Origin of the sequence: Vibrio sp. 1180_3 (assembly GCF_029478545.1) — a bacterium.
Lineage (GTDB): Bacteria > Pseudomonadota > Gammaproteobacteria > Enterobacterales > Vibrionaceae > Vibrio > Vibrio aestuarianus.
Map to the genome: position 1 here is coordinate 1 of NZ_SJFM01000317.1, position 220 is coordinate 220.

The window sequence follows — 220 nt, forward strand, 5'->3', positions numbered from 1 at the left end:
GGTGCGCTATTCCTGTTTACCAATAAACAACGCGACAAAGTCAAAGTGTTGTACTGGGATAAAACGGGCTTTGCCCTGTGGTACAAACGGCTCGAAAAAGCCAAATTCAAATGGCCCACTCAAGAGAAAAAGCAGGTCTACACCCTGACTCAATTTGACTTAGATAGACTGTTATCTGGCTTCACGATAATCGGCCATAAACCGATAAAAATAGACAACT

The 220-nt window shown here is 42.7% G+C and carries 1 protein-coding gene; it reads left to right on the plus strand.

The window, feature by feature from the left end; genetic code table 11:
* The coding region (gene tnpB, locus EYW48_RS21975) for an IS66 family insertion sequence element accessory protein TnpB (RefSeq protein ID WP_277433137.1) at positions 1-220 on the plus strand (220 nt) is incomplete at both ends.